The following is an 18,000-nucleotide window of genomic DNA, read 5'->3' as shown; positions in this document are numbered from 1 at the left end:
CCAGGTCCTACAGGTATGCCCTACTCGACATGAATCGTAACGTGTTCTAATCTGACGGCTAAGCGGTTCGCGCTTCGCGTGCGTGCTCATCGCAGTCCGTCCTATCGGGAGGCACATCAGTGACGTCCATTCAACAGCGTGACGTGCAGTCGGTCCTAGCCGGGATCGACGACCTCCGGCCGCTGATCGCCAAACGCGCACAGGCGACCGAAGACCTGCGCCGCCTCCCCGACGACACGGTCAACGAATTGAACGAGGTCGGCTTCTTCAAGCTGCTTCAGCCCGAGCAGTGGGGCGGGATGCAGTGCGATCCGACGCTCTTCTACGAGGCGGTACGCCGCCTGGCCAGTGCCTGCGGTTCGACCGGTTGGGTCAGCTCGATCATCGGCGTCCACAACTGGCACCTCGCGCTGTTCGACCAGAAGGCGCAGGAAGAGGTATGGGGCGAGGACCCGGCCGTGCGGATCTCCTCGTCGTATGCCCCGATGGGTGCGGGCACCGTCGTCGACGGCGGTTACATCGTCAACGGCTCGTGGAACTGGTCGTCCGGTTGTGACCACGCCACGTGGACGTTCGTCGGCGGCCCGGTGATCAAGGACGGCAAGCCGGTCGACTTCGGCAGCTTTTTGATCCCGCGCTCCGAATACGAGATCGACGACGTGTGGCACGTGGTCGGCCTCAAGGGCACGGGGAGCAACACGCTCAAGGTCAAAGACGTGTTCGTGCCGCGGCACCGCTTCCTGTCGTACAAGGCGATGAACGACCGCACGGCGGGCGGACTCCAGACCAACACCGCCCCGGTCTACAAGATGCCCTGGGGCACAGTGCATCCCACCACCATCTCCGCTCCGATCGTCGGTATGGCGTACGGCGCGTACGACGCGCACGTCGAACATCAGGGCAAGCGTGTGCGCGCGGCGTTCGCGGGGGAGAAGGCCAAGGACGACCCCTTCGCGAAGATCCGCATCGCGGAGGCCGCCAGTGATATCGACGCGGCCTGGCGCCAGCTGATCGGCAATGTCGGCGACGAGTACGCCCTGCTGAAAGCGGGCGAGGAGATCCCGTTCGAGCTGCGCGCCCGCGCCCGCCGCGACCAGGTCCGCGCGACCGGCCGCGCGATCGCTTCGATCGACCGACTGTTCGAGGCCTCCGGCGCCACCGCGCTCAGCAACGACGCACCGGTGCAACGGTTCTGGCGCGACGCCCATGCCGGGCGCGTGCACGCCGCCAACGATCCCGAACGCGCCTACCTGATCTTCGGCAACAACGAGTTCGGGCTGCCGCCGCAAGACACGATGGTTTAACGGAAGGCCAGATGACCTCATACATCCAGGAGACCGAGCAGCAGGTCGAGGTCACCTTCGAATCGACGTCTCGGTACGCGCAGGTCCGCGCAGGCGAACGAGACATGCGGCTGCACTACCATGAGGCCGGTGTCGGCCACTCCGAGACGGTGGTGCTGCTGCACGGCGGCGGGCCTGGCGCGTCGAGTTGGTCGAACTTCTCCAAGAACATCGCGGTGCTCGCCAGGCATTTTCACGTCATCGCCGTTGACCAGCCCGGGTACGGCCACTCCGACAAGCACACCGAGCACGAACAGTACAACCGCTACAGCGCGAACGCTGTGCTCGCACTGTTCGACCACCTGGGCATCGAACGTGCTGCGCTGGTCGGAAACTCGCTCGGTGGCGGGACCGCGGTGCGGTTCGCGCTCGACAACCCCAAGCGGGCGGGCCGGCTGGTTCTGATGGGTCCCGGCGGGCTGTCGGTCAACCTCTTCGCCCCCGACCCCACCGAGGGCGTCAAGCTGCTGGGCAAGTTCACCGCCGAGCCCACGCGCGAGAACATGGAGAAGTTCCTGCGCATCATGGTTCACGACCAGAACCTGATCACTCCCGAACTGATCGACGAACGGTTCGAGATCGCCAGCCAACCCGAGTCGCTGGCCGCGGCCAAGGCGATGGGAATGTCGTTCGCGGGTGCGGACTTCGAGCTCGGCATGATGTGGCGCGAGGTGTACAAGCTGCGTCAACCGGTGCTGCTGATCTGGGGTCGCGAAGATCGCGTCAACCCGCTCGACGGCGCGCTGGTGGCGCTCAAACAGATTCCGCGGGTTCAGCTGCATGTCTTCGGGCGGTGCGGACACTGGGCTCAGCTGGAGAAGTTCGACGAATTCAACAAGCTCACCATCGACTTTCTGACGGTCAAACCCAAGGAGGTTGCGCGATGACCATCAAATCGCTTGGCTACCTTCGGATCGAGGCCACGGACGTCGCGGCGTGGCGCGAGTACGGCCTGAAGGTACTCGGCATGGTCGAGGGCTCCGGCCAGACCGACGGTGCGCTCTACCTTCGGATGGACGAGTTTCCGGCCCGGCTGGTGATCGTGCCGGGAGAACACGACCGGTTGCTGCAGTCCGGCTGGGAAACCGCCAACGCCACTGAGCTGCAGGACATCCGGAACCGGCTCGACATCGAAGGCGTGCCGTACAAGGAGGCCTCGGCCGCCGAGCTGGCCGAACGCCGCGTCGACGAGATGATCCGCTTCGACGACCCGTCCGGTAACACGCTCGAGGTTTTCCACGGCGTCGCGCTCGAGCACCGTCGCGTCGTCAGCCCGTACGGCCACAAGTTCGTCACCGAGCAGCAGGGCCTGGGCCACGTGGTGCTGACCACCCGTGACGACGCCGAGACGCTGCACTTCTACCGCGACGTGCTGGGGTTCTACCTGCGTGACTCGATGCGGCTACCACCCCAGCTCGTCGGGCGGCCCGCCGACGGCGCGCCCGCGTGGCTGCGCTTCCTCGGGGTCAACCCGCGCCACCACAGCCTCGCGTTCATGCCGGGTGAGACGCCGAGCGGCATCGTGCACCTGATGGTCGAGGTCGAAAGCGCCGACGATGTCGGGCTCTGCCTCGACCGCGCGTTGCGGCGCAAGGTGCCGATGTCGGCGACGCTGGGTCGTCACGTCAACGACAAGATGCTGTCGTTCTACATGAAGACGCCGGGCGGCTTCGACGTCGAGTTCGGTTGTGAGGGTTTGCAAGTCGACAACGAAGACTGGGTCGCGCGGGAAAGCACCGCAGTCAGCCTATGGGGCCACGACTTCAGCGTCGGCTTCAAGTGACGGTGAAGATCACTCGATAATGGCGGCCGAACCGATCGATCCGCGCACATTCCGCAGCGTGCTCGGACAGTTCTGTACGGGCATCACGGTGATCACGACGATCCACGACGGCGTACCGGTCGGGTTCGCGTGCCAGTCGTTCGCCGCGCTGAGCCTGGATCCCCCGCTGGTGCTGTTCTGCCCGACGAAGATGTCCCGGTCGTGGCAGGCGATCGAGGCCAGCGGTAATTTCTGCGTGAACGTGCTGCACGAGAACCAAAAGGACGTCTCGGCGCGGTTCGGCTCCAAGGAACCCGACAAGTTCGCCGAAATCGAGTGGTACCAGTCCAAACTCGGCTCTCCGGTCATCGAAGGCACGCTCGCGCACATCGACTGCTCGGTGCATTCGGTGCACGACGGAGGCGACCACTACGTCGTGTTCGGCGCGGTGCATTCGCTGTCGGACGTCCCGCACCGCAAGCCGCGGCCGCTGCTTTTCTACCGCGGGCAGTACACCGGTATCGAGCCGGAGAAGAACACGCCCGCCCAATGGCGTGACGACCTCGAGGCCTTCCTCACCGCGACCACCGACGACACCTGGTTGTAGGCGCGCTACAACAACCCGTCGATGAAGTCGACGATCGCGGCCGCGACTTCTTGATGCATGGTCTCGTTCAGAACGTCGTGACGAGCCCCCTCGAACTCGGCGAGGCGCAGCGCGTCTATCTGCTCGACGTAGGCACGTACCGCCCCGACCTGGGCGAGGGGGTCGTTCGAACCGTGGACGGCCAGTGTCGGCACCGTCAGCTTCGGCAGCACCGCGCCGAACCGGTCCCAGGCCCTATCGAGCTCCCGCGCCAGCGCCACACCGTCGGCGTCGACGAACGTCAACGGATCGTTCTCCAGCAGATCGAGGTAGAACGGGTCCTCGGACAGCCAACTCGGCTCCAGGGCCAGTGAGGTGTCGTTGTCGAGCATCGCCGCCATCGGCACCAGCGGAGCGCCGGAGACGACGCCGCCGGCGTAACGGTCGGGCTGGTCGAGCAGCCGGAACAACGTGACGATCGAGCCGAACGAATGTCCTTGTGCGATCAACGGTATTCCGGGCGTGGCGCTTTCGGCGAGCGAGATCAGATCGTCGGCCAGTGAGTAGCTGTCCTCGGTCGATCCGAAGTCGCCGCGGGTGCCCGGGCTCAGCCCGTGGCCGAACTGGTCGACCGCCCACAGGTCGAAGCCCGCGGCGTTGAGTGCGTAGCCGTAGCGGTGGTAGAGACCGGTGTGCTCGCCGAAGCCGTGCAGGAAGATCACCGCCGCGCGTGGCTGCGGCGAGGCCCAGTGGCGGTAGTAGGCCCGACCCTTCGGGTGGTCGATGAACGGCATACCGACGACGTTAGCCCGTGCCCAATAACACGTCGTGCTGGTCGCTCATCCGATCGCGAATCGCGTCGACGACGGCCGCCACCTCCGGCCGCCGCAGTGTTTCTCCGCGGGTGACAAGCCAGTACGTCAGCCGCACCGACACCTCGGTGTGCAGGACGCGTACGAGATCGGCGTGGCGGTCGGCCATGAAGCAGGGCAGCAGCCCGAGGCCGGCGGCCGCGCGGGTCGCCTCGACGTGGACGAAAACATTCGTGGACGTGACGGATTCGCGCATGGCGGGCGCGAAGCTCGTCGCCGCATCGAGGTCGTCGACCTGCAACATCGAGTCGATGAAGTACACCAGCGGATAACGGTTCAGGTCGGCGACGGTCCTCGGCGTACCGTGCTCGCCCAGGTAGTCGCGGGAACCGTAGAGGCCGAGGCAATAGTCGCCGAGCCTGATCGCCCTGGCCCGATGGACTCGGGGTTCGCCGACGACGACCTCGACGTCCAGCCCGGACCTCTGCTGGGTCGCGCGGCGGGTGGCGGCGACGATCTCGACCGCCACATTCGGATGCTGCCGTTGTACGCGCGCGGCGGCGGGTGCCGCGATGTAGGCCGAGAAGCCGTCGGTGGCCGAGATCCGGACGACACCCTCGAGCGCGCGCTCGCCTGCGGGATCGAGGGCAAGTGAACGCACGGCCGACTCGATGGCCTCCGCGGCGGCCAGGGCGTCGCGTCCGAGTTCGGTGAGTTCCCATCCGCCCGCGCCGCGGACCAGCACCCGTCCACCCACCGATTCCTCGAGCGCGGCGATACGCCTGGAGATCGTGGTGTGGTTGAGGCCGAGTTCCTCGGCGGCCGCGTTGTACCGCCCCGACCGGCCGACGGCCAGCAGCACCAGGAGGTCATCGGCGCTCGGTCGTCGCCGAGCCGATGGCTGGGTCATGTGTGCATTTTTGCAGATACTCCCTGCGCCTTTCGCCATTGCCCGGGGAGGTATCTGCGGGAATACTCACAGGCGACTTGTCTGCCATCACAACCCGAAGGAGTGTGCGATGGGTGTCACCAATGCCGACAGCGGCGCCGCGCCGGTCCCGACCGGGCTCAAACGCGTCGTGGTCGCCTCGATGGCAGGCACCGTCGTCGAGTGGTACGAATTCTTCCTCTACGCCACCGCCGCCACCCTGGTCTTCAACAAGGTGTTCTTCGCAGAAGGCACCAGTGAGGCCAGCGGCCTGATCGCCGCACTGTTGACCTACGCCGTCGGATTCGTGGCGCGGCCGCTGGGCGGCATCGTCTTCGGTCACTTCGGCGACAAGTACGGACGCAAGAAGCTGCTGCAGTTCGCGATCCTTCTCGTCGGCGCCGTCACCTTCCTCATGGGCTGCCTGCCGACCTACGCGCAGATCGGGGTGTGGGCGCCGATCCTGCTGGTGGTCCTGCGGTTCATGCAGGGGTTCGCGGTCGGAGGTGAATGGGGCGGAGCGGTCCTACTCGTCGCCGAACACAGCCCCAACGACAAACGCGGCTTCTGGGCCAGCTGGCCGCAGGCGGCGGTGCCGGTGGGCAACATGCTCGCCACCGTCGTCTTGCTGGTGCTGACCGCCGCGCTGCCGGAGACGGCGTTCCTGTCCTGGGGATGGCGGGTCGCGTTCTGGCTGTCGGCCGTGGTGGTGCTGATCGGGTACTACATCCGGACCAAGGTCACCGATGCCCCGATCTTCGTGGCCGCACAAGAGGAGGTCGAGCGCGCCAAGGCCGTCTCGTACGGCGTGGTCGAGGTGCTGAAGCGTTATCCGCGTGGCGTTTTCACCGCAATGGGCCTGCGGTTCGCCGAGAACATCATGTACTACCTGGTGGTCACCTTCTCGATCGTGTACCTCAAGACGCACGTCGGCGCCGACACCAGCGACATCCTCTGGTGGTTGCTGGTCGCGCACGCCGTGCACTTCGTGGTGATCCCCCAAGTGGGGCGCTTGTCTGATCGGTTCGGTAGGCGGCCGGTGTACATCGTCGGGGCGATCCTCGGAGGCACGTGGGGCTTCTTCGCGTTCCCGATGATGAACAGCGGTTCCTATGCGTTGATCATGGCAGCCATCATCCTCGGGCTCGTCATCCACGCGCTGATGTACTCACCGCAGCCGGCGATCATGGCCGAGATGTTCCCGACTCGTATGCGGTATTCCGGTGTCTCCCTTGGCTATCAGGTGACATCCATCGTCGCCGGATCGCTCGCTCCTGCCATCGCCACCTGGCTGCTGGACAGGTTCGACTCAGCAGTTCCCATCGCTCTCTACCTCGCGGGCGCGTCGGCGATCACCCTGGTGGCCGCGTTGTTCAACCGTGAGACCAAAGGCCTCGACCTCGGGACGCTCGACGCCGCCGATCGCGATCAACTCGCCAAGGCGGGTGTCGTATGAGCGATCTCGACGGGCGCACCGCGTTGGTCACCGGTGGCGCAAGCGGGATCGGCGCGGCTTGTGCGCATGCCCTCGCCGAGCGCGGGGCGATGGTCACCGTCGCGGATCTGGACGAGGAAGGCGCCAAGAAGGTTGCCGACGAGATCGGTGGAAGGCCATGGGCTGTCGACCTTTCCGACGTGTCGGCGCTCGAGGACCTTCGGCTGCAGACCGACGTCCTCGTCAACAACGCCGGGGTGCAGCACGTCAGCCCGATCCACGAGTTTCCGCCCGAGCGATTCCGCTTAATCCTCGCGTTGATGCTGGAAGCGCCGTTCCTGTTGATCCGCGCGGCGTTGCCGCACATGTACGAGCAGGAGTTCGGACGCGTCATCAACATCTCCTCGGTGCACGGCCTACGCGCCTCGGAGTACAAGAGCGGCTACGTCACCGCCAAGCACGGTTTGGAGGGGCTGTCGAAGGTGACCGCTCTGGAGGGCGCGCCGCACGGCGTCACAAGCAACTGTGTAGACCCCGGCTATGTGCGTACCCCGCTGGTGACCAAGCAGATCGCCGATCAGGCCCGCACCCACGGGATCGACGAGGATAAGGTGGTCGCCGACATTCTGTTGAAGGAGAGCGCGATCAAGCGACTTGTCGAACCCGAAGAAGTTGCCTCCCTGGTTACCTGGCTCGCCTCGCCGGCCGCAGTGATGGTGACCGGAGCGTCGTACACGATGGACGGTGGGTGGAGCGCCCGATGACCGCAACTCCGCAATGGACACCCACCGAGGACGATGTGGCCGGAGCGCGCGTCACCGACTTCGCACAGTTCGTGCAGCGCCGCACCGGCCGAAATCACCCCGACTACGAGACGCTGTGGCAGTGGTCGACCGACGAGCCGGATGAGTTCTGGGCCGCGTTATGGGACTACTTCGACCTTGGCGATCGCCCGGAGCAAGTGCTCACCTCTGCTGAAATGCCTGGAGCGCAGTGGTTTCCGGGCGTGCAGCTCAACTATGTGGATCAGGTGATTCGCAACGCCCGGTCGGACCGGCCCGCCATCCTGTACCTGCGCGAGGGTGGGGATCCCGTCGAGGTGTCGTGGGCCGAGTTGTTGGGACGCACGGCGGCGTTCGCGCAGACGCTGCGCGACCTCGGTGTGAGCGCCGGCGACCGGGTCGTCGGATATCTGCCCAACATCCCCGAGGCCGTGATCGCGTTCCTGGCGACGGCCAGCATCGGCGCGATTTGGAGCGCATGCGGCCAGGACTATTCGGCCAAGGCCGCACTCGACCGTCTCGGTCAGCTCGAACCCACCGTGCTGGTGACCACCGACGGCTATACCTACGGCGGCAAGTTCCATGACAAGGCCGCCGAAATCACCGCGCTGCAGAAGGGATTACCAACGCTGCGTGCGACGGTGATGGCACCCGACATGGCGGGCAGCAGTAGCAAGGAGTTGACCACGACGCCGGTCGACTTCGCCCACCCGCTGTGGATCCTGTTTTCCTCGGGCACCACCGGGTTGCCCAAGGGCATCATTCACGGCCACGGCGGTGTGCTGGTCGAACACCTCAAAGCCGTGAGCCTGCAGTCCGATATCGGACCGGACGACATCTTCTTCTGGTACACCAGTCCCAGCTGGATGATGTGGAACTTCCAGGTGGCGGGCCTGCTGGTCGGATCGACGATCGTCTGCTACGACGGCAGCCCCAATGTGCCGCGTCCGGATGTGCTCTGGGAGATCGCGGCGCGGGTCAAGGCGACGGTGCTGGGGACGAGTCCGGGCTATGTGCTGGGCTGCGTGAAGGCCGGTGCGGTGCCGCGCAAGGAGCATGACCTGTCGGCGCTGCGCACGGTCGGCATCACCGGCTCGTCGTTGCCCCCGTCGTCGTCACTGTGGTTGCGCGACAACGTCGGTGAGCACGTGCAGGTGTCCTCGATCAGTGGCGGCACCGACGTGGTGTCCGCTTTCATCGGCGGGGTCCGCACGGTCCCGGTGTGGCCGGGTGAGCTGTCGGCGCCGTACCTCGGATGCGCCCTGGACTCGTGGGACGAGTCCGGAAAGCCGGTGCGCAACGAGGTCGGCGAGCTGGTGGTGATCAAGCCAATGCCGTCGATGCCGGTCGGCTTCTGGAACGATCCCGACGGGTCACGTTACCGCGCAGCGTATTTCGAGATGTATCCCGGGGTGTGGCGGCACGGGGACTGGATCACGATCACCGATCACGGCAGTGTCATCGTGCACGGCCGTTCGGACTCGACGTTGAACCGGCACGGTATCCGGATGGGCAGCGCCGACATCTACCAGGCGGTCGAACGGCTGCCCGAGGTGGCCGAAGCCCTGATCATCGGCGTCGACCAGCCCGACGGCGGATACTGGATGCCGCTGTTCGTGGTCCTCGCCGAGGGGGCCGAACTGACCGACGAGGTGCGCGACCGCATCAAGAACGCCGTCCGCGAAGAGGTCTCGCCGCGGCATGTGCCCGACGAGATCATCGCCGCGCCGGGTGTTCCGCACACCCGCACGGGCAAGAAGCTCGAGGTGCCGATCAAGAAGCTGTTCCAGGGCGCCGACGCCGCGAAGGTGGTCGAGCGCAGCGCCGTCGACGACCCGGACCTGTTGGACTGGTACGTCACACAGAAGCGCTGAGTTATCCCGACTCATTCGGGTGTTCATTCTTGTCGCCCGGGCGTGGCATAATCGAACACGTGTTCGAAGGCGTGGATGAAGTGGGGTTGGTGGCCACCATCGAGGAGGCCACCCGCGCCGAAGCGTCCGCGAGCGCATTGCGCACGGCGGCGATCGGGGAGCTGATGTCGCGCCGCGGTGTCGGCGACGACGAGCATCCGCGTGCGTTGTGGGCGTGTGATCCGTGGGCTTCGACCGCTGCCGAGGTCACCGCTGCCATGAACATCAGCCACGGCAGGGCCTGCGGGCAGATGCGCATCGCCGAAACCCTGCGCGATCGCCTGCCCAAGGTCGGTGCGCTGTTCGGCGCGGGCCGGCTCTCGGCGCGCGTGATCGGGATACTCACGTGGCGTACCCGGTTGATCGCCGACGACGCGGTTTGGGCGCAGGTCGATGCGGCGCTGGCCGAACGGGCGGACGAGTGGGGACCGCTGTCGGAAGACGATCTGCGCATCGGCGTGGACGCATTGGTGCTGCAGTACGATCCCGACGCGGTGATCGCCAGCCAGGCCCGCGCCCGTGGCCGCGATTTCAAAGTCGGGTCCTACGAAGACGAGCACGGGGCCACATCGGTGTGGGGCAAATTGCAACCCGCCGATGCCGCGGTTCTCGACCGCAAGGTCGCCGCGATGGTGGCCACCGTGTGCCCTGACGATCCGCGTTCGGCCGGTGAGCGTCGCAGCGACGCAGTCGGGGCGCTTGCGAACGGCAACGACCACCTACCGTGCGAATGCGGCTCCCCGGCCTGCCCGGCGCGGGCGGCCCAGCCCGCCCCTTCATCGTCGGTGGTGGTGAATGTTTACGCCGACCAGACCGCGGTCGATGCCACCCAAGCGACACCGGAATCCGTCCGGCGCACCGCGGCCTGCCGACGGGACCCGGGCACCGCAGTGATATCCGGAGCCGGGGGTCCCGAGGTGCTGACCACCCCGATGCTGGCCGCGCTGCTGCGCAACGGTGCCACACTGCGGCCGCTGGGCGAACCGGACGAACAGCCCGAGCACGGATATCGGCCGTCGGCCAAGCTGGCCCGTCGCATCCGCGCCCGTGATCTGCGCTGCCGCTTTCCGGGATGCCATCGGCGCGCGGAGTTCTGCGATATCGACCACGTCACGGCCCACCCGAACGGGGCAACGCATCAGTCGAATCTGGCTTGCCTCTGCCGTCTTCACCACCTACTGAAAACCTTCTGGGACGGTGACTGGTCGTATCTGCTGCGCGCAGACGGCGCCGCGGTCTGGACGTCACCGACAGGCCGTACATATACGACGTATCCGGGGTCTCGAAGTCTGTTCCCCGGATGGGACACCAAGGCAGCCGAGCTGCCGCCGCGGGCTAGCGGCCCACCGCATGGTGCCGGCCCGCCGCCCGGCAACCGCGGTTTGAAGATGCCGATGCGCAAGAACGCCCGATCGGTCGAACGTGCCCAGCGCATCAAAGCCGAACGGGCACAGAACGCCTCGGAGTCGCCGTCGTTTTGACTGCGGTCGACGTGCGCACCGGATTGCTAATGGTGCTGCAGCTGACCCAGCCAGCTGCCGATTCGCCGGAGCGCCTCGGTGATGTCGCTCGCGGGCCCGGCGAATGACAGCCGGACGAACGTATGGCCGCGGGCCGGGTCGAAGTCGATGCCCGGTGCGATCGCAACTCCGGTGTCGGCGAGCAGCTTCGAACAGAACGACAGCGAATCCGATGTCAGATGTGACACGTCGGCGTACACGTAGAACGCTCCGTCAGTCGGGGCCAGGCGATCGATGCCGAGGCCGCGCAGACCGTCGAGCAGCATCTGCCGGTTGGCGGCGTAGTGGTGCAGCAGCGCGTCGGCCTCCGCGATCGACTCCGGGGTGAACGCCGCGATCGCGGCGTACTGCGGCAGAGTCGGCGGGCAGATGGTGAAGTTTCCGGTGAGACGGTCGACCGCCCGCTGCAGTTCCTTCGGAACCAGAAGCCAGCCGAGCCGCCAACCTGTCATCGCAAAGTATTTCGAGAAGCTGTTCACCACAATCGAATCCCGTGATGTCGCCCAGGCGCAGCTGACGGCGGGAGCACCTTCGTAGACCAGCCCGTGATACACCTCGTCGCTGATCAACCGGACACCGCGCGACGCGCACCACGAAGCGATCGCAGCGAGCTCGTCCGGCGGGATCACCGTGCCTGTCGGGTTGGCGGGGCTCGCCACGATGACACCCTGCACGGGCGGGTCGAGTTCCTCGAGCATCTGCACCGTCGGCTGAAAACGGGTTTCGGCGCCGCAGGGGATCTCCACGACGTCACAACCCAGTGCGGAGAGGATGTTTCGATAACAGGGGTAACCCGGGCTGGCGATCGCGACCCGGTCGCCGACGTCGAAGCAGGCCAGGAACGCCAGTAGGAAGCCACCCGACGAGCCCGTGGTGATGACCACGTCATCCGGATCCACCTGCAGGCCATGCTGTTCCAGGTACGAATGCGCGATTGCTGCGCGCAGTTCCGGGATCCCGAGCGCGACGGTATATCCGAGGACGGTCGTCTCCAGCGCCTCCTTGGCGGCTGCCCGCACGGCTGCGGGAGCGCCCGCGCTGGGTTGGCCCGCGGACAGGTTGACCAGGTCACCGTGGCTGCGCTGCCGCTCGGCGGCGGCCAGCCATACGTCCATGACGTAGAACGGGGGGATCCCTGCGCGCAGCGAGATCTTCCCGGTCATCATCCGTGATCCTCGCACGCCGGCTCGGCGAGGCCGCGCAGCACGGCACAGTCCGCGCCCGGGCCGCCGTCGCAGTCGACACTGGCCACATCGAGAAGCCTCGCGATGTCGCGCTCGAGCGCATGTAGCTCCGCGAGCTTATCGCGGATGGAAGCAAGATGCGTCTCGGCCACCTCGCGCGCCTCAATGCAGGACCGGTCGGTGTCCTGCAGCAGGCACGCCAGGGTTCGCACCTGGGCGACCGCAAAACCGAACTCCCGGCAGTGCCTGATGAACGTCAATCGCCCGATGTCGTCGCGGCGGTAGCGTCGTTGACCGCCCACACGGCCCGGCGGTGGCAACAGGCCGATTTCCTCGTAGTAGCGGATGGTGGACGGCGTTGTCCCAGCTGCCCGTGCCAGTTGCCCGATCTTCAGTTCCGTCCGAGCCATCGAAACATCCCGCTCTCTTGAACCTCAAGCTACGTGAAGGGTCATCCTCGAGGATATGGAACCACCCCCAGCATGTAACCTGCCTGCGGCCGACCATCGGAAGCGCCTCGCGTGGATCCATGAGCTGAACTCCACAGCCCTCCGTGACTTCCGTCGAGAACGCCGAGCGATCGAGCTCAGATATGACGCGAGCGCCGTTGACCTGGTGCGGGCATTCGTGCGCGGCGAGCGGAATTGCTGCCCATTTCTCGGCTTCACCATGGAGGAGAACGGTGATGCGGTCGTGGTGCGGATCGAGCTCCCCGACGACTTGCGCCATACCGCTGACGAGCTGTTCGCGCCCTACACCGCGTCATGATCGAACTCGAGGCCGACCGCGCCGCCAATGTTCTCGTCATTCATGCGCGGGGAAAGTTGACACGGGAGGATTACCGCGACATCCTCGCGCCGCAGGTTCGGTCGCTGCTCGATCGATCCGGCACGCTGAGGGTGATGTTCGTGATGGACGACAGCTTCGAGGGTTGGACTCTCGGCGCCGCGTGGGAGAACACGCTTTTCGATTTGAAGCACCGCCGAGACCTCGAGAAGGTGGCGATGGTGGGGGCACCGAGATGGGAGGAGTGGTGCGTCAACGTGGCGGCCGCACTGCTGATGAGAGGCCAGCTGGCGACGTTCTCGCTCGATCAACGCCCAGAGGCGTGGAAGTGGCTGTGCGCCTGAGCTTTAGAACACTTCGGATTCGAGGCGGCGCAAGTGATCGCGCGGAGGTCCGAGCAGCTGGGCACTGCCGTGCGCGCGCTTGAAGTAGAGCTGGATGTCGTGCTCCCAGGTGATGGCGATGCCGCCGTGCATCTGGACGGCTTCGGCGGCGACGTTGGTGAACGCCTCGCTCGCCGAGAACCGGGCCAGCGCAGCCGAGGTCGGTGACGGCGCGGCGATCGCCTCGTCGACGACCGCACGCGCGGCCTGAACCGCGACGTACATGTCGGCCATGCGGTGCTTGAGCGCCTGGAAACTGCCGATGGGCCTGCCGAACTGCACCCGGTCCTTCGTGTATTGCACCGTCAGGTCGAGGCACCGCGACGCCGCGCCGATCTGCTCGGCGGCCAGCAGCAACGCGGCGGTGTCGGCCAGTCCCGGATCCGAGCCGATGTCGGTGCTCTGCTGGACTTCGACGCGCGCAAGCCGGCGGGTCAGGTCCATCGCGTCCAGGCGGTTCGCGGTGAACTCGGTCCACCGGGCCATGCGGTCGCCGTCTGCCCCGATCACCACGTCGGCGATGTCGCCGTTGATCACATAGTCGGGGTCGAAGACCACCGTGCCGACGCTGGTGCCCTCGGCCATCCCCTCGAGCGCTTCGGTGTCCGGCTCGTCGCCGGCCAGTAGTGCCAACTCCGCGAGAGTGGTTCCCAACAGCGGAGTCGGCACCAGTGCCTTGCCGAGTTCCTCGAGCACGACCGCCGCATCGGCGAGCTCACCTCCGGCGCCGCCCAGCTCCTCGGGCACCACAAGCGCCGCCGCACCGACCTGCTCGCACAGCAGCGTCCACAGCGATTCGTCGTATCCGCGTTCGGATTCCATCGCCTCTCGCACCGCGGCAGGTGAGGCGTGCTTGTCCACCAGCGCGGCGACGGTCTCCCGCAGCAGTTGGCGTTCTTCACTCATCAGAGGGCCTCCAGTACGCGCCGACGGTGGACCGCGGGATCCCCCCACGCTGAGCGCAGCGCCTGCGCACGCAGCAGCCACAACGACAGGTCGTGCTCCTGGGTGAATCCGATCGCGCCGTGTGTCTGCAGCGCCGAGCGGGCCGCCAGCAGTGCGGCGTCGCTGGCCGCGGCCTTGGCGGCGCTGACATCGCGCGCCGTGTCGGCGGATCCGTCGGCAAGCGACAGGGCCGCGCCGTACACCAGCGGTCGGGCCAACTCGACGGCGATGTGCACGTCGGCGAGTTTGTGCTTGATCGCCTGGTAGGTGCCGATGACCTTGCCGAACTGGCTGCGCTGCTTGGCGTATTCGACCGACATGTCCAGCATCGCCTGGCTCGCACCCACCAGCTGGGCCGCGGTGGCGAGCGCGCCGAACTCATAGGCGCGGGCCACGTCGGCTGGTCTGCCGTCGCCTGACGCGTTGACGTCGAACAGCTTTCGGCTCGGGTCGACCGATTCGTGCTCGGCTCCTGCGGCGCCGTCACGTACTTCACCGTCGACGGCCACGAGGATGATCCCCGCGGTGTCGGCGTTGACAGCCCTTGGCACCTGTGGCGGCAGGGCGACGGTCGCGATCAGCTCGCCGGAAGCCAAGCCGGCGCAACGCTCGTCATCGGCGAGCAGGATCGGCGCGACCGCGATGGATTCGACCACCGGGCCGGGAACGCACCACCGGCCGAGTCGCTCGGCGGCGACCACCAGGTCGACCGGATGAGCCTCGATGCCGTCGTACTTCTCCGGCACGAGGAGCGCCGTTACGCCGAGGTCGGTCAGCTGAGCCCACACCTTGCGCCCCGGTGACGTGTCCCCGGCGGCCCACGCGCGAACCGCGCCGGGCAGGTCGGCTGCGCCGAGTGCGGCGTCGATGCTGGCGGCGAAATCGCGCTGCTGTTCGTCCAATTCGAAGTTCATGTGGTTACTTTCGCGGCAGGCCCAGCAGGCGCTCGGCGATGATGTTGCGCTGAATCTCGTTGGTTCCCGCGTAGATCGGGCCGCCGAGCGAGAACAGCAACCCTTCGGTCCAGTTGTCGGCGAGCTCGGCGTCGGGACCGCGCATGTCCAGGGCGGTCTGGTGGATGGCTACGTCGAGGTCGGACCAGAACACTTTGGTCACACTCGACTCGGCGCCCAATTCGCCGCCTGCGGCGACGCGCGTCACCGTGCCGAACGTGTGCAGGCGGTAGGCCTGGGCCTTGATCCAGGCGTCGGCCACGCGGTCGGCGCAAGCTTCCTTCAGTTCGATGTCGGGGTTCTCTTTCCATTGAGCGACAAGCCGTTCGGCGGGGGCAATGAAGCGCCCGGGGCTTCGCAGCGACATGCCGCGCTCATTGCTCGACGTGCTCATCGCTGCGCGCCAGCCCTGGTGGACATCGCCGATGACGTCGTTGTCGGGCACGAACACGTCGTCGAGGAAGATCTCGCCGAAACCGGTGTCACCGCCGAGTTGCGCGATGGGGCGGACCGTGACGCCGTCGGCCTTCAGGTCGAACATGAAGTACGTGAGGCCGCGGTGACGTTCGGCTTCGGGGTCGGAGCGGAACAGCCCGAAGGCGCGTTCCCCGAACGGCGCGCGCGAACTCCAGATCTTCTGCCCGTTGAGCAGCCAGCCACCGTCGGTCCTGGTGGCCGTCGACCGCAGCGACGCCAGGTCGCTGCCCGACTCGGGTTCCGACCAGGCCTGCGCCCAGATCTCCTCACCGCTAGCCATTTTCGGCAGGATACGGTCGAGCTGTTCGGTGGTGCCGTGGGCGAACAGAGTCGGCGCCAGCATCGACGTGCCGTTGGCGCTGGCGCGGCCGGGAGCCCCGGCGCGGAAGTACTCTTCTTCGTACACCACCCACTGCAGCAGGCTGGCGTCGCGGCCCCCGTATTTCTCCGGCCAGGTGATCACGGACAGCCCGGCGTCGTAGAGCACCTTGTCCCAGCGTCGGTGCTGTTCGAAACCTTCGGCGGTGTCGTACGACTTCGTCGGGAAGCGGTCCTTGTTCTCGGCCAGGAACTCGCGCACCTCGGCCTGGAACTCTCGCGTCGCGTCGTCGATATTCAGGTCCATCAGGAAGATCCAGCCCTCTCACGCAGCTGCGGTTTGACTACCTTGCCCCCGGGGTTTCGCGGCAGCGCATCGAGAAACTCGACCGAGCGGGGGGTCTTGAAGTTCGCCAGATGCTCCCGGGTGTAAGCGATTACGGTGTCCTCGTCGAGTTCGGCGCCGGGCTTGACCACGATGTAGGCCTTGCCCACCTCACCGAGCCGTTCGTCGGGCACACCGATCACCGCGGATTCCGCGACGCCATCCAGTCGCGCGAGCACCTGCTCAATCTCGGCGGGATAGACGTTGAAACCGCCGCAGATGTACATGTCCTTGAGGCGGTCGGTGATGCGCAGGTTGCCGTTGTCGTCGACGGTGCCCACGTCGCCGGTGTGCAGCCAGCCGTCGGAATCGATGGCCGCTGCGGTGGCTTCGGGGTCGTCGAGGTAGCCCAGCATCACGTTCGGCCCACGCAGCAGCACCTCGCCCGCGTCGTCCTCGCCCGGGTTGTCGATGCGCAGTTCGAAATCCGCGATCGGGCGGCCCGATGTGGTGGCCACGGTGACGGCGTCGTCGTCGGGACGGCACATCGTCCCGAACCCGCTCGCCTCGGTCAGGCCGTAGGCGGTCAGCACGATGTCGATGTCCAGTTCGGTTTGCATCCGCTCGATCAACACCACCGGGATGGTCGCCGCGCCGGTGACCGCGAACCGCAGCGAGCTCAGGTCGAAGTCGGCGCGCTTGGGATGGTCGAGCAGCGTCTGATAGATCGTCGGCGGCCCCGGCAACACGGTGATGCGGTGCTCCTGCACGGCGGACATCGTCTTCTCGGGATCGAACGTCAGCTGCGGGATCAGCGTGGCGCCGGTCTGCAGGCAGGCCAGGATGCCCGCTTTGTAGCCGAAGTTGTGGAAGAACGGGTTGATGCACAGGTAACGGTCGTCGCTCGTGAGTCGGCCGCACTCGGCCCACGCCGCCGGGGCGTCGAGCGACTGGCGGTGCGCGCACAGCACGCCCTTGCTGCGGCCGGTGGTGCCGGAGGTGAACAGGATGTCGGAGACGTCGTCGGGTTCCACCGCGTCGGCGCGCGCATCCACCGCGCCGAGGTCGGTGCCGCGGGCGATGAACTCGTCCCAGGTGCCATCGTTCTTCTCGATCGGCACCCGGACCACGTGGTGTAGCTGCGGCAGGGCGTCGCGGTCGATGGAGGCGGCTTTGTCGGCGCCGAGGAACTCGCCCGATGCGAACAGCAGCGGGGCGCCGGTGCGCGAGAGGATGTCGGTGGCCTCGCTGGCGGTGTATCGGGTGTTGAGAGGTACGACGACGCCGCCCGCGTAGTGGGTGGCCAGGCAGGCGACCACCCAGTGCCAGGTGTTGGGGGACCAGATCGCGACGCGGTCACCGGCGTTGATGCCAAGGTCGATCATGGCTGCGGCCGCCCGGCGGACCTCGTCGCGCAGCTGGGCGAACGTGAACGTCCGGTCCTCAGTCATCAGGGCCGGGTGGTCGGCGAATCGGTCGGCAATGTGGTCCAAGACCTGGGGAATGGTCCTTGGATCCGAACTCATCGCTGCTCCTCTAACAAAGCAA

Annotated in this window: 18 protein-coding genes; 10 read left to right on the top strand and 8 right to left on the bottom strand. The window is 66.6% G+C overall.

All coding sequences use genetic code 11. The features are described 5' to 3' along the window. The first annotated feature begins 119 nt into the window (after window positions 1-119). Genes hsaA through hsaB form a run of 4 tightly spaced genes read left to right on the top strand, consistent with a single transcriptional unit; the run spans window position 120 to window position 3,712 of the window. Window positions 120-1,304 carry a 3-hydroxy-9,10-secoandrosta-1,3,5(10)-triene-9,17-dione monooxygenase oxygenase subunit gene (gene hsaA, locus AU192_RS19970; RefSeq protein ID WP_064399253.1) on the top strand — a complete coding sequence of 395 codons (1,185 nt, stop codon included), beginning with the start codon at window positions 120-122 and terminating at the stop codon, window positions 1,302-1,304. Between the two features lie 11 nt (window positions 1,305-1,315). Next, complete coding sequence (hsaD, locus tag AU192_RS19965; protein WP_064399252.1) at window positions 1,316-2,230, top strand: 4,5:9,10-diseco-3-hydroxy-5,9,17-trioxoandrosta-1(10),2-diene-4-oate hydrolase; 915 nt, start codon at window positions 1,316-1,318, stop codon at window positions 2,228-2,230. Then, window positions 2,227-3,126 (top strand): iron-dependent extradiol dioxygenase HsaC, encoded by a 900-nt coding sequence (hsaC, locus tag AU192_RS19960; RefSeq protein ID WP_064399251.1) that lies wholly within the window; start codon window positions 2,227-2,229, stop codon window positions 3,124-3,126. Before hsaD ends, hsaC begins: the two co-directional genes overlap by 4 nt. A 19-nt stretch (window positions 3,127-3,145) precedes the next feature. Further along, a complete protein-coding gene (hsaB, locus tag AU192_RS19955) occupies window positions 3,146-3,712 on the top strand; it encodes a 3-hydroxy-9,10-secoandrosta-1,3,5(10)-triene-9,17-dione monooxygenase reductase subunit (protein WP_064399250.1) in 567 nt (188 codons plus the stop codon). Window positions 3,713-3,717: 5 nt separating this feature from the next. Here hsaB and AU192_RS19950 read toward each other — a convergent pair whose 3' ends face one another. Together AU192_RS19950 and AU192_RS19945 are read right to left on the bottom strand one after the other, a co-directional pair. Continuing rightward, window positions 3,718-4,485 (bottom strand): alpha/beta fold hydrolase, encoded by a 768-nt coding sequence (locus AU192_RS19950; RefSeq protein ID WP_064399249.1) that lies wholly within the window; start codon window positions 4,483-4,485, stop codon window positions 3,718-3,720. Window positions 4,486-4,495: 10 nt separating this feature from the next. Beyond that, window positions 4,496-5,452, bottom strand: a complete 957-nt coding sequence (locus tag AU192_RS19945) for a LysR family transcriptional regulator (RefSeq protein WP_064399248.1) — start codon at window positions 5,450-5,452, stop codon at window positions 4,496-4,498. A gap of 70 nt (window positions 5,453-5,522) precedes the next feature. On the opposite strand from AU192_RS19945, the gene AU192_RS19940 reads away from it, so the two are divergent. From AU192_RS19940 to AU192_RS19925, 4 genes are read left to right on the top strand one after another with little or no spacing between them, the layout of a single operon-like run. Then, window positions 5,523-6,887: an MFS transporter gene (locus tag AU192_RS19940; protein WP_064399247.1), complete on the top strand. Its 1,365-nt coding sequence runs from the start codon at window positions 5,523-5,525 to the stop codon at window positions 6,885-6,887. Then, entirely contained in the window at window positions 6,884-7,630 is a 747-nt protein-coding gene (locus AU192_RS19935; RefSeq protein WP_064399246.1) for a 3-hydroxybutyrate dehydrogenase, read from the top strand. Before AU192_RS19940 ends, AU192_RS19935 begins: the two co-directional genes overlap by 4 nt. Next, window positions 7,627-9,522, top strand: a complete 1,896-nt coding sequence (locus AU192_RS19930) for an acetoacetate--CoA ligase (RefSeq protein ID WP_064399371.1) — start codon at window positions 7,627-7,629, stop codon at window positions 9,520-9,522. The genes AU192_RS19935 and AU192_RS19930 overlap by 4 nt, the downstream gene beginning before the upstream one ends. Window positions 9,523-9,581: 59 nt before the next feature. After that, window positions 9,582-11,042: an HNH endonuclease signature motif containing protein gene (locus tag AU192_RS19925; protein WP_082694222.1), complete on the top strand. Its 1,461-nt coding sequence runs from the start codon at window positions 9,582-9,584 to the stop codon at window positions 11,040-11,042. A gap of 26 nt (window positions 11,043-11,068) precedes the next feature. On the opposite strand, the gene AU192_RS19920 is transcribed toward AU192_RS19925, so the two are convergent. Together AU192_RS19920 and AU192_RS19915 are read right to left on the bottom strand one after the other, a co-directional pair. Beyond that, window positions 11,069-12,244: a pyridoxal phosphate-dependent aminotransferase gene (locus AU192_RS19920; RefSeq protein WP_064399370.1), complete on the bottom strand. Its 1,176-nt coding sequence runs from the start codon at window positions 12,242-12,244 to the stop codon at window positions 11,069-11,071. Then, the gene (locus AU192_RS19915; RefSeq protein WP_064399244.1) at window positions 12,244-12,675 is read right to left on the bottom strand and encodes a MerR family transcriptional regulator; all 432 of its coding nucleotides are present in this window, start codon (window positions 12,673-12,675) and stop codon (window positions 12,244-12,246) included. The genes AU192_RS19920 and AU192_RS19915 overlap by 1 nt, the downstream gene beginning before the upstream one ends. Before the next feature lie 55 nt (window positions 12,676-12,730). On the opposite strand from AU192_RS19915, the gene AU192_RS25205 reads away from it, so the two are divergent. Together AU192_RS25205 and AU192_RS19910 are read left to right on the top strand one after the other, a co-directional pair. Next, window positions 12,731-13,033 carry a hypothetical protein gene (locus tag AU192_RS25205; protein ID WP_064428177.1) on the top strand — a complete coding sequence of 101 codons (303 nt, stop codon included), beginning with the start codon at window positions 12,731-12,733 and terminating at the stop codon, window positions 13,031-13,033. Continuing rightward, window positions 13,030-13,395: a SpoIIAA family protein gene (locus AU192_RS19910; protein WP_064399243.1), complete on the top strand. Its 366-nt coding sequence runs from the start codon at window positions 13,030-13,032 to the stop codon at window positions 13,393-13,395. Before AU192_RS25205 ends, AU192_RS19910 begins: the two co-directional genes overlap by 4 nt. Window positions 13,396-13,398: 3 nt before the next feature. Here the strand turns inward: AU192_RS19910 and ipdE2 are convergent, their stop codons facing one another. The 4 genes from ipdE2 to fadD3 are packed head-to-tail and all read right to left on the bottom strand — an operon-like array spanning window position 13,399 to window position 17,978. Continuing rightward, the gene (ipdE2, locus tag AU192_RS19905) at window positions 13,399-14,340 is read right to left on the bottom strand and encodes an acyl-CoA dehydrogenase IpdE2 (RefSeq protein ID WP_064399242.1); all 942 of its coding nucleotides are present in this window, start codon (window positions 14,338-14,340) and stop codon (window positions 13,399-13,401) included. Next, a complete protein-coding gene (locus AU192_RS19900) occupies window positions 14,340-15,293 on the bottom strand; it encodes an acyl-CoA dehydrogenase family protein (RefSeq protein WP_064399241.1) in 954 nt (317 codons plus the stop codon). The genes ipdE2 and AU192_RS19900 overlap by 1 nt, the downstream gene beginning before the upstream one ends. Before the next feature lie 4 nt (window positions 15,294-15,297). Next, a complete protein-coding gene (locus AU192_RS19895; RefSeq protein ID WP_064399240.1) occupies window positions 15,298-16,434 on the bottom strand; it encodes an acyl-CoA dehydrogenase family protein in 1,137 nt (378 codons plus the stop codon). Then, the gene (gene fadD3 / locus AU192_RS19890) at window positions 16,434-17,978 is read right to left on the bottom strand and encodes a 3-((3aS,4S,7aS)-7a-methyl-1,5-dioxo-octahydro-1H-inden-4-yl)propanoate--CoA ligase FadD3 (protein WP_064399239.1); all 1,545 of its coding nucleotides are present in this window, start codon (window positions 17,976-17,978) and stop codon (window positions 16,434-16,436) included. Before fadD3 ends, AU192_RS19895 begins: the two co-directional genes overlap by 1 nt. Window positions 17,979-18,000: the final 22 nt, after the last annotated feature.

The sequence above is a fragment of the Mycobacterium lehmannii genome, from assembly GCF_001499925.1.
In the GTDB taxonomy this organism is placed as follows: domain Bacteria; phylum Actinomycetota; class Actinomycetes; order Mycobacteriales; family Mycobacteriaceae; genus Mycobacterium; species Mycobacterium lehmannii.
Note: the sequence above shows the minus strand (reverse complement) of the source record. Positions and strands in the feature narration are given on the sequence as shown.

Bases quoted from the DNA above. Each gene is read 5' to 3' on its own strand.
- hsaD (WP_064399252.1), top strand. From the start codon at position 1,316: ATGACCTCATACATCCAGGAGACCGAGCAGCAGGTCGAGGTCACCTTC.
- hsaC (WP_064399251.1), top strand. From the start codon at position 2,227: ATGACCATCAAATCGCTTGGCTACCTTCGGATCGAGGCCACGGACGTC.
- hsaB (WP_064399250.1), top strand. From the start codon at position 3,146: ATGGCGGCCGAACCGATCGATCCGCGCACATTCCGCAGCGTGCTCGGA.
- AU192_RS19950 (WP_064399249.1), bottom strand. From the start codon at position 4,485: ATGCCGTTCATCGACCACCCGAAGGGTCGGGCCTACTACCGCCACTGG.
- AU192_RS19945 (WP_064399248.1), bottom strand. From the start codon at position 5,452: ATGGCGAAAGGCGCAGGGAGTATCTGCAAAAATGCACACATGACCCAG.
- AU192_RS19940 (WP_064399247.1), top strand. From the start codon at position 5,523: ATGGGTGTCACCAATGCCGACAGCGGCGCCGCGCCGGTCCCGACCGGG.
- AU192_RS19935 (WP_064399246.1), top strand. From the start codon at position 6,884: ATGAGCGATCTCGACGGGCGCACCGCGTTGGTCACCGGTGGCGCAAGC.
- AU192_RS19930 (WP_064399371.1), top strand. From the start codon at position 7,627: ATGACCGCAACTCCGCAATGGACACCCACCGAGGACGATGTGGCCGGA.
- AU192_RS19920 (WP_064399370.1), bottom strand. From the start codon at position 12,244: ATGACCGGGAAGATCTCGCTGCGCGCAGGGATCCCCCCGTTCTACGTC.
- AU192_RS19915 (WP_064399244.1), bottom strand. From the start codon at position 12,675: ATGGCTCGGACGGAACTGAAGATCGGGCAACTGGCACGGGCAGCTGGG.
- AU192_RS25205 (WP_064428177.1), top strand. From the start codon at position 12,731: ATGGAACCACCCCCAGCATGTAACCTGCCTGCGGCCGACCATCGGAAG.
- AU192_RS19910 (WP_064399243.1), top strand. From the start codon at position 13,030: ATGATCGAACTCGAGGCCGACCGCGCCGCCAATGTTCTCGTCATTCAT.
- ipdE2 (WP_064399242.1), bottom strand. From the start codon at position 14,340: ATGAGTGAAGAACGCCAACTGCTGCGGGAGACCGTCGCCGCGCTGGTG.
- AU192_RS19900 (WP_064399241.1), bottom strand. From the start codon at position 15,293: ATGAACTTCGAATTGGACGAACAGCAGCGCGATTTCGCCGCCAGCATC.
- AU192_RS19895 (WP_064399240.1), bottom strand. From the start codon at position 16,434: ATGGACCTGAATATCGACGACGCGACGCGAGAGTTCCAGGCCGAGGTG.
- fadD3 (WP_064399239.1), bottom strand. From the start codon at position 17,978: ATGAGTTCGGATCCAAGGACCATTCCCCAGGTCTTGGACCACATTGCC.